The sequence below is a fragment of the Mesonia mobilis DSM 19841 genome (assembly GCF_000423405.1).
GTDB classification, from domain to species: Bacteria; Bacteroidota; Bacteroidia; order Flavobacteriales; family Flavobacteriaceae; genus Mesonia; species Mesonia mobilis.
Genome location: NZ_AUHX01000015.1, coordinates 55,482 through 65,056 on the forward strand (window position 1 = coordinate 55,482; position 9,575 = coordinate 65,056).

The 9,575-nt window shown below is 36.6% G+C and carries 8 protein-coding genes; 3 read left to right on the forward strand and 5 right to left on the reverse strand.

Annotated features, from left to right (window positions below; translation table 11 throughout):
- Position 1: 1 nt before the first annotated feature.
- The 3 genes from G551_RS0111165 to gcvP form a co-directional block, all read right to left on the reverse strand.
- Entirely contained in the window at positions 2–523 is a 522-nt protein-coding gene (locus G551_RS0111165; protein WP_027885660.1) for a methyltransferase, read from the reverse strand.
- 3 nt (positions 524–526) lie between these two features.
- Positions 527–1,591, reverse strand: coding sequence for a 3-oxoacyl-ACP synthase III family protein (locus G551_RS0111170; protein ID WP_027885661.1), 1,065 nt, complete (start codon positions 1,589–1,591; stop codon positions 527–529).
- Between the two features lie 193 nt (positions 1,592–1,784).
- Positions 1,785–4,634 (reverse strand): aminomethyl-transferring glycine dehydrogenase, encoded by a 2,850-nt coding sequence (gene gcvP / locus G551_RS0111175; protein ID WP_027885662.1) that lies wholly within the window; start codon positions 4,632–4,634, stop codon positions 1,785–1,787.
- A gap of 370 nt (positions 4,635–5,004) precedes the next feature.
- Here gcvP and G551_RS0111180 point away from each other — a divergent pair, with 370 nt between their 5' ends.
- Positions 5,005–5,829 carry a UbiA prenyltransferase family protein gene (locus G551_RS0111180; protein ID WP_027885663.1) on the forward strand — a complete coding sequence of 275 codons (825 nt, stop codon included), beginning with the start codon at positions 5,005–5,007 and terminating at the stop codon, positions 5,827–5,829.
- On the opposite strand, the gene G551_RS0111185 is transcribed toward G551_RS0111180, so the two are convergent.
- Positions 5,818–6,078, reverse strand: coding sequence for a hypothetical protein (locus tag G551_RS0111185; RefSeq protein WP_027885664.1), 261 nt, complete (start codon positions 6,076–6,078; stop codon positions 5,818–5,820). The genes G551_RS0111180 and G551_RS0111185 overlap by 12 nt on opposite strands.
- A gap of 3 nt (positions 6,079–6,081) precedes the next feature.
- Positions 6,082–6,642 (reverse strand): sigma-70 family RNA polymerase sigma factor, encoded by a 561-nt coding sequence (locus G551_RS0111190; RefSeq protein WP_027885665.1) that lies wholly within the window; start codon positions 6,640–6,642, stop codon positions 6,082–6,084.
- 77 nt (positions 6,643–6,719) lie between these two features.
- Here G551_RS0111190 and G551_RS0111195 point away from each other — a divergent pair, with 77 nt between their 5' ends.
- Together G551_RS0111195 and hemW are read left to right on the forward strand one after the other, a co-directional pair.
- On the forward strand, positions 6,720–7,958 hold the full coding sequence (locus G551_RS0111195; RefSeq protein WP_027885666.1) for a glycosyltransferase family 4 protein: 1,239 nt from the start codon (positions 6,720–6,722) through the stop codon (positions 7,956–7,958).
- Positions 7,959–9,083 carry a radical SAM family heme chaperone HemW gene (gene hemW, locus G551_RS0111200; protein WP_027885667.1) on the forward strand — a complete coding sequence of 375 codons (1,125 nt, stop codon included), beginning with the start codon at positions 7,959–7,961 and terminating at the stop codon, positions 9,081–9,083.
- Positions 9,084–9,575: the final 492 nt, after the last annotated feature.

Sequence of the window (9,575 nt, forward strand, 5' to 3'; positions counted from 1 at the left end):
ACTAAGCCTTGCGTTCCGCATAAACAATGTAATAACGCGGCGTGAATTTTCGAAGTATTGGTCGAATACCAAGTTTCTTTACTGGATTGGTCCATTTATCGCGTGCTTTAATTTCCCAGCCGGCTTTTTCTAACAACCAGTCAAATTGCCAATCTTCAAACTCGTGGTAATGCCGATCCCATTTTTCTTTACCTTGATAAGCTGTGGCAAACCATAACCGAAGCGGAATGGAAGCGACTAATTTCTGCGCTTTAATTTCTCGAAGTACATTAAACGGAGCGATAAGGTGTTCAAAAATTTCAAAAGCGGTGACTAGTTCTGCATCAGATTCTTTAACACTCGAAAAGTCGAGGTCAAGATCTTCGCCCTTGGTATTTTCAACCTCAAAACCTTCTTTTTGCATTATTTCAGAAAAAGGATTTTTCACACCTAAATCTAACACTTGCGTTTTTTGAGGATGAACTTTTTCTAAAAATTCTAATGTTTTCTGGTAGCGTTTATCGGGATAAGTATTTTCGTACAAAGCTTAAATTTTATAAACCAGCGCATTAATATTCATTCCAGCGCCGACACTCGCAAATATAACAACATCTCCTTTTTCTATGTGTTGATTTTCCAGTTGATTTTTTTTGACTAGATCTAATAACGTTGGAAGTGTCGCTACAGAACTATTTCCCAATTCAGCAATACTCATCGGCATCACGTGTTCAGGCATTTCTTTTTCGTAAAGCTTATAGAAACGTTCACAAATGGCTTGATCCATTTTTTCATTGGCTTGATGAATGAAAATTTTACTAATCTCATCAATTCCATAGCCACTTTTATCTAAGCAATTTTTCATCGCTTGCGGAACGTAACTCAATGCAAAGTTGTAAATTTTTCTTCCGTTCATTTTAATGTAACGGGTTTCTCTTTTCAGTTCTTGGTTATACGAAGCTTCAAAAGTTAAATAAAAAGCTTCATCGGTAGCATAAGTAGCACTTTCGTGAGCAATTATACCATTGTCGTGTTCATCTTCCACTTTTTCAATAATCGTTGCACCGGCACCATCGCTAAAAATCATACTATCACGATCATGAATATCAACCACGCGAGAGAGCGTTTCAGCACCAATCACTAAACATTTTTTTGCCATTCCTGCTTTGATAAATGCTTGCGCTTGGATAACACCTTCTAACCAACCCGGGCAACCAAAAACCACATCATAAGCCACGCAAGAAGGATTTTTAATTTGCAGGTAATTTTTTACACGACTTCCTAAACTTGGTACGGCATCGCTCTGGGTATTTTTATATTTTACGTCGCCAAAATTTTGGGCAACAATAATATAATCTAAGGTTTCTCGGTCGATACCGGCATTTTCGATTGCATTTTCTGCAGCTTTACCGGCCAGATCTGAAGCGGTTAAATCGTTATGAGCATAACGGCGTTCTTCTATTCCTGTGATTTTTTTGAATTTTCTAATAATCAATTCATTCCCGCCGGGAATAGGAGTTCCGTCTTCATTAAGGAATTCGTGTTCTAAGAAATCAGAATTTTTAACTCTGGTTTCTGGTATGCAACTGCCTACTCCTGTTATTTTTATCGACATAACTGTTTTTTTACCTATCTAAACACCAAACTAAGCATAATATTTTTTAGAATGAATAGAAAAATGAAGAGAAATGTATTTGTTGAATTTTTAAAAGTAAATGAATCATTTTTCTGAGAAAATGATAAATATCAGTTCATAAAAAAAGCCCAATCGATGGATTGGGCTTTTTGGTTTATTATGAATATTGAAATTATTCAGAATCCATATACGTTTCAATAGGATCACAAGTACACATTAAATTACGATCACCATAAGCATCGTCTACACGTCTTACTGAAGGCCAAAATTTATTATCGGCAACATACGCTAACGGGAAAGCGGCTTCTTGGCGAGAGTAAGGTAAATTCCACTCATTGCTTGTTAGCATTTCCATCGTATGTGGTGCGTTTTTCAATAAGTTGTTTTCTTGATCTTCGATCGCGTCAATTTCTTCTTTAATTGAATTTAAAGCATCACAAAAACGGTCTAATTCGGCTTTGCTTTCACTTTCGGTAGGCTCGATCATCATCGTTCCGGCTACCGGGAAAGAAACGGTTGGTGAATGGAAACCATAATCAATTAAACGCTTAGCAATATCGACCACTTCAATTCCTTTTTCTTTAAAAGGTCTTAGGTCTAAAATCATTTCGTGAGCTGCTCTACCACGTTCTCCCGAATAAAGCGTTTTAAAATGATTGTTTAAGCGTTCTTTAATGTAGTTTGCGTTTAAAATGGCGTGTTCGGTAGCAGATTTTAATCCTTTTGGACCTAGCATTGAAATGTAGGCGTAAGAAATTAAACAAACCAAAGAAGACCCCCAAGGCGCGGCAGAAATAGCTGAAATTGCATTTTCTCCACCGGTGTTAATGATCGGGTTACTTGGTAAAAATGGTACTAATTGCTTGGCAACACAAATTGGTCCAACTCCCGGTCCGCCACCACCGTGAGGGATCGCAAAAGTTTTATGTAAGTTTAAGTGACAAACATCGGCACCAATTTTCCCGGGATTGGTTAAACCAACTTGAGCGTTCATATTGGCTCCGTCCATGTAAACTTGTCCGCCATTATCGTGAATAATCTGCGTGATCTCTTGGATAGCCGATTCAAATACCCCGTGTGTAGATGGATAAGTTACCATTAAGGCAGAAAGATTGTCTTTATATTTGATGGCTTTTTCGCGTAAATCTTCTACATCAATATTTCCTTTATCGGTAGATTTGGTTACGACCACTTTCATTCCTGCCATGACTGCACTTGCCGGATTGGTTCCGTGAGCTGAAGAAGGAATTAAACAAATATTTCTATGGTGATCACCACGAGATTCGTGGTAAGCTTTAATCACCATTAAACCTGCAAACTCTCCTTGCGCTCCAGAGTTTGGCTGAAGTGAAGTTGCAGAAAAACCTGTAATTTCTGTTAACTGGTCTTCTAATCGCTTCAATACTTCTTGGTAACCGGCAGCTTGATCTACAGGAACAAACGGGTGAATATTACCCCATTGTGGGTAACTTAACGGAAGCATTTCTGCAGCCGCATTCAACTTCATCGTACAAGAACCTAACGAGATCATCGAATGGTTTAACGATAAATCTTTGCGCTCTAATTTTTTGATGTAGCGCATCAATTCAGTTTCTGAATGATATTTGTTGAAAACCTCATTCGTCAAAAACTCAGTATCACGAGAAACCGATTGGTTTTCTAAAACGCTCTTTTCTAAAGTTTCAATTTTTATAGACTCTTTTCCGGCAACGTGTGCAAAAACAGCAACGATGTTGTTTAAGTCGTTTAAGGTTGTAGCTTCATTAATCGAGATCGAAACCGTTTCGGCATCTGGATAATAGAAGTTAATTTCACTAGCTTCAGCTACTTCTTTAATTTTTTCAGCATCCGCTTTTACCTGAATCGTATCAAAATACAATTCATTCGTTTGGTAATAACCTAATTTTTCAAGCGCATTTGCTAATTCAGCGGTAGAACGATGCACTTTATTCGCAATGTATTCTAAACCTTTTGGTCCGTGATATACCGCGTACATTCCTGCCATTACCGCTAGTAAAACCTGAGCAGTACAAATATTAGAAGTTGCTTTGTCTCTTTTAATATGTTGCTCACGCGTTTGAAGCGCCATTCTTAAAGCAGGTTTCCCATCGGCATCTTTGGTAACTCCAATAATTCTTCCGGGAATATTTCTTTTGTAGGCTTCTTTAGTCGCAAAAAATGCAGCGTGCGGTCCGCCATAACCTAACGGAATCCCGAAACGTTGGGTAGTACCAACTACTACATCGGCTCCAAATTCTCCCGGAGCACGTAATTTTACTAAACTTAAAATATCTGCTGCTACCGCAACCTTAATTCCTGCATCGTTCGCTTTTTGAACAAAACCTGCGTAATCGTAAATTTTACCTGAAGCTCCCGGATATTGTACTAAGGCCCCGAAAAATTCAGAAGAAAAATCAAATTCTTCGTGATTTCCTATAACTAATTCTATGGCTAAAGGTTCTGCTCTGGTTTCTAATAAAGAAAGTGTTTGTGGTAATACTTCTTCAGAAACAAAAAACTTAACGACCTTATTTTTTTTCTGAGCGCGATCTCTTACGGCAAAAAGCAACGTCATCGCTTCTGCAGCTGCGGTCGCTTCATCTAATAAAGAAGCATTTGCTAATTCTAAACCGGTAAGATCGACGATCATCGTCTGAAAGTTTACTAAGGCTTCTAAACGACCTTGCGCAATTTCTGCTTGGTAAGGCGTGTAAGCGGTATACCAACCCGGATTTTCTAAAATATTTCGTTGAATAACCGGCGGAATAATAGCTTGGTGATATCCTAACCCAATATAGGTTTTGAAAAGTTTATTTTTTTGAGCTAATTTGGTAATGTGCTCTAAATATTCTTGCTCGCTTAACGCTTCCGGTAAGTCTAATTCTTTTTCTAATTTAATGCCATCAGGTAAAGTTTCGTAGATCAACTGGTCGAGTGAATCTACTCCGATGGTTTTCAACATTTCTGAAATGTTCTCAGGCCTTGGGCCTATGTGTCTTAACGCAAAAGAATCTGTATTCATCAGCTTTAAAAATTGTTGTGATTGTGGTGCGCAAAAATACAATTTTAAAAATGATTTTTAATCGAAGTTATTCACTTTAAATGAATGAATTGTTGACAATTTCTTAACTGAATATTTCTTAAAATCTTTTTTTTGAATTTTTATGCTGAATTAAGTGTTTAAAATTGAATATTTAATAGTTCCTTCCCTTTGAAGGGAAGGTGGCTTATGTAACGAGAGTGAAATAAGTCGGAAGGGTCGGATAGTTAATAAAGTTATTCCAACTTTTTGGCAGATTTCTTTAAAATTAGTTTTTGTTATTGAAAAACTAAAGTTTAATTTATACTTCATAAACCACCAAGACTTTCTCCGCTTCACTTACCTTTGCGATATGCAATGGCTAAAAGCAATTTTTAAATTTTACATCGATAGTAGCATTCACGTATCTTTAGCGGTTTGTGCATTAATGCTAACCAGTGCGTATGTGTTGCCTGTACAAATCTCAACAGAATTAGTTGCTTTTGTGTTTTTAAGCACGATTACCGGTTATAATTTTGTGAAATTTGCTGGGGTAGCGAGGTTGCATCATATGAGTTTAGCAAAGAACCTGCGCGTGATCCAACTGTTTTCTTTGGCTTGTTTCGTAGGATTACTAGTGATGGCAACCTATCAGCGGTTAGAGGTGATTTTAGTTTCAGCTTTTTTAGGAGTTTTTACGCTACTTTATGCGGTTCCTTTTTTGCCTCACCGAAAAAATTTACGCAGTTTACAAACTATCAAAGTTTTTATCATCGCTTTTGTGTGGGCAGGAACAGCAGTTTGGTTGCCGCTAGAGAACTTCAGTTTTGTATTTTCTGTTGAAGTGATGCTGCGATTTTTGCAGCTTTTTGTATTCGTGTTAGCCTTGATCATTCCTTTTGAAATTCGTGATCTTTCTTACGATAGTATGGAGTTAAAAACACTTCCGCAGTTAATAGGAGTAACCAAAACAAAAGGTTTGGGTTATGTTTTTTTAATGGTCTTTTTGATCTTAGAAATTGTATTGACCACGCAAACTGAAAATTTACTTTCAGCAGCAATCATCGCTGTTACGTTAGGAGTAATGATTTTCTTTTCTTCTAAAAAGCAATCAACGTATTATGCTTCTTTTTGGGTAGAATTAATTCCGATAATTTGGTTGGCATTATTGTGGGGAAGCCAAAATTTATTTCTCTAAATTTTCCTGAAGTAGTCTTTTTAATTCTAAACGTTCTTCTTCTTGAAGTGAAGTTAGTTTGGCTTTATTGCAAAGCTCGGTAAGTTTTTTATTGCGCTCAGAGTAATCTTTGCACTTAGGACATTTGTCTAAATGTGTAAGTAGTTGTGCTCTTTCCCAATCTTCAGCTTCGTTATATTGAGCCTTATCGCAATAGCAATTTGCCTCAGAACATTTGCAGTATTCTTTATCGGTTTTCTCTGAACTCATAAATTATTTTAACCATTTTTCTTCCATACATTCTGCTAAAGCAGTTCTTGCACGGTGAATAATTACCCATAGGTTAGACGGAGTGATGCCAAATTCATTACAAATAACTTCGGTATCAAAGTTATCGATGGTTTTCATCTTAAAAATTTTGGCGTGTTTGGGGTTAATCTTGTCTAGACAATCGTAGATGGCCGCACCTAATTCGTTGTTCACCAAATTGTCTTCTGCAGATTGCTCAAAATTATCGGCTACTTTTTCTTCTAGCCATTCACCTTCTTGGTCTTCATCGGTGTAGTTTATTTTTACTTCTGCTTGTCCTTTTTTAGAATTGATCTTTCGGTAGTGATCTATAATTTTTCGTTTTAAGATCGAAATAAGCCAAGTGCGTTCGGTGGCTTCACCTTTAAAGTATTTTTTAGAACGCAAACCGGCCAAAAAAGTTTCAGAAATAAGATCTTTGGCAATCTCTCTATCGTTCACTCTCACAATGGCATAATTAAACAGATAGTCAGAATAGTCATCGACCCACCGGTCCGGATTTATCTGATGTGTGTTTTCTGCCATGAATAAACGTAGATTTGCGGTAAAATTACGAAGAAACTTTAGCATTTGTTTTTAAACATTGTGAAAAAAAACATAAAATGAAGCGATTACTCATTATTGGTTACGTTTGGCCTGAGCCCACTTCATCTGCCGCAGGAAGCAGAATGATGCAGCTTATCAAGTTATTTTTAGCTCGCAATTATGAGGTGATTTATGCAAGCCCGGCGAGAGCTAGTGAATACGCCATAAATTTTGAAGAATTAGGAATTACAAAGAAAAAGATAACTACCAATTCTTCCGATTTTGATGCTTACGTGAAAGAACTTTCGCCACAGATAGTGATGTTTGATCGTTTTATGATGGAAGAACAATTTGGTTGGCGTGTTGCTGAAAATTGCCCGCATGCGATTCGAATTTTAGATACAGAAGATTTACATTTTTTTAGAAAAGCACGTTACGAAGCTCTAAAAAAAGGAAGAACTTTAGTACGAGAAGATCTACACTCCGATGAAGCCAAGCGAGAAATTGCCAGTATATTGCGTTGCGATCTTTCGTTAATTATTTCTGAAGCTGAAGTGGATCTGTTAGCTAGAAAATTTAAAGTGAATCCGTCGATCTTGCATTATATACCATTATTGGCGCCAAGTATTTCTGAAGAAAAAATCAAGAAATTGCCTACATACGAAAAGCGCAAAGATTTTGTGTTTATTGGTAACTTTTTGCATCAACCCAATTGGGATTCAGTTTTATATTTAAAAGAAAAGATCTGGCCGCTCATTCGTGAAGAATTACCCAAAGCACGTTTATTAATTTACGGAGCTTATGCTTCTCAAAAAGTAGAGCAATTGCAAAATAAGCATCAAGGTTTTATTGTGAAAGGTAGGGCAGAAGATGCACAAAATGTTTTAAAGAAAGCGAAAGTTTTATTAGCGCCTTTACGTTTTGGAGCCGGCATTAAAGGGAAATTTATCGATGCAATGTTAGCAGGAACGCCGAGTATTACCACGACTATTGGAGCTGAAGGAATTTGTGGGAAATATCCGTGGCCTGGAGAAATTGCCAATGACGAAAAAGCGATCGTAGAAGAAGCGATTAAAATTTACGATAAACCAAAACGTTGGCAAAAAGTACAGCAAAACGGCTTTCAGATCATTAATGAGCGTTTCCAAGAGAATAGGTTTGCCGAACAGTTTTTTGAAGTATTAAACAACATTCAGCAAGATTTAGAAAAGCATCGAAATCAGAACTTTTTGGGAGCGATGCTTATGCATCATACTTTGCAAAGCACGAAATATATGTCGAAGTGGATCGAGGCTAAAAATAAATTAGAATCATAGATGTCGGGCATTTATATACATATCCCTTTTTGTAAGCAGGCTTGCCATTACTGCGATTTTCATTTTTCAACTTCTTTAAAAAAGAAAGAAGAATTGGTGAAAGCTTTGGTGACAGAATTGGAGCTGCGAAAAGAGGAGAATAAAGGAGCGGTCGAAACCATTTATTTTGGCGGCGGAACGCCAAGTTTATTAACTGCGGAAGAGATCAACTTTATTTTAAATGCTGTTTATGAAAACTATCCCGTAGGTGAACATCCTGAAATTACGCTAGAAGCCAATCCCGACGATCTAGATGTTGAGGTTTTAAAAGAATTGGCTAATTCTAGCATTAACCGACTCAGTATTGGTGTGCAATCTTTTTTTGAAGAAGATTTACAATTAATGAATCGTGCGCATAACGCCACAGAAGCTTTGCAATCTATCCGATTAGCGAAACAGCATTTCGATAATATTTCGATCGATTTAATTTACGGCATTCCGGGAATGAGCGATGAACGTTGGCAAGAAAATTTAGCTCAGACATTGGCTTTAGAGATTCCGCATATTTCGAGTTACGCCTTGACGGTTGAGCCAAAAACGGCTTTAAAGAAAATGATCGAAACCGGAAAAGTAAAACCGGTCGATGAAGAACGATCGAAAGCACATTTTGAGATTTTATTAGCTACGTTAGAAGAAGCCGGTTTTGTGAATTATGAATTTTCAAATTTTGGGAAACCCGGTTATTTTTCTCAGAACAACACCGCGTATTGGTTGGGGAAACCTTACTTGGGAATCGGACCTTCTGCACATAGTTTTGATGGCGAACATCGTAGTTGGAATGTAAATAACAATACCAAATACATAAAATCTATTCAGCAGCAAATTGTTCCTGCAGAAGTGGAAGAGTTAAGCGTGATCGATCGTTATAACGAATATGTGATGACGCGTTTGCGTACGCAGTTTGGCGTGAATTTACAGGAAATTAAAAATTTATTCGGAGAAAAATTAGCGCTTTATTTTGAAAAAGAAGCTCGCGTATTTTTTGAAAAAGAATTATTGAAGGAGGAAAACGAAAAAATATTGATCACCAAAAAAGGAAAGTTTTTAAGTGATGGTATTGCTGCCGATTTATTTTATGTGGAATAAGTTTAGGAAGTAGGGAATAGGTTTGAGGTGTTAGGAGATAGGTAGTGGGAGATTTAAAAAGGGTAAATTAACTTTGTTTGAATGAAAATCTTATGAATTTTATTTCGAAAAGAAGAAACGAATCTTAACTGGGTTCTCGATACAATTTACTTCATTACATACACAAAATCACTCCTTTAGACTTGTATTTGTAAATTCATAGTAAGTTTAATAAAAAAGAGAGCTGAACTTGAGTACACTATTTTCGCTCAGAACATAAAGTTCAAAGTTCGATTCAGACTCAAGTTCAGACTTTCATCAAAATCTCTAATAGAAATTCGGGATTTAAAGCCCATTATCAAGGAGTCGAGTTATTGATGAAAAGCATCTCTTCAACAAAGTAAAACAAAGTTATGAAAAATGTTTATGTTGGCATTGATATTAGTAAAGCTACATTGGATTTTTGTGTAGTAGAACCTAAGAGGATAAGTTTCCATAAAATCAAAAATAATG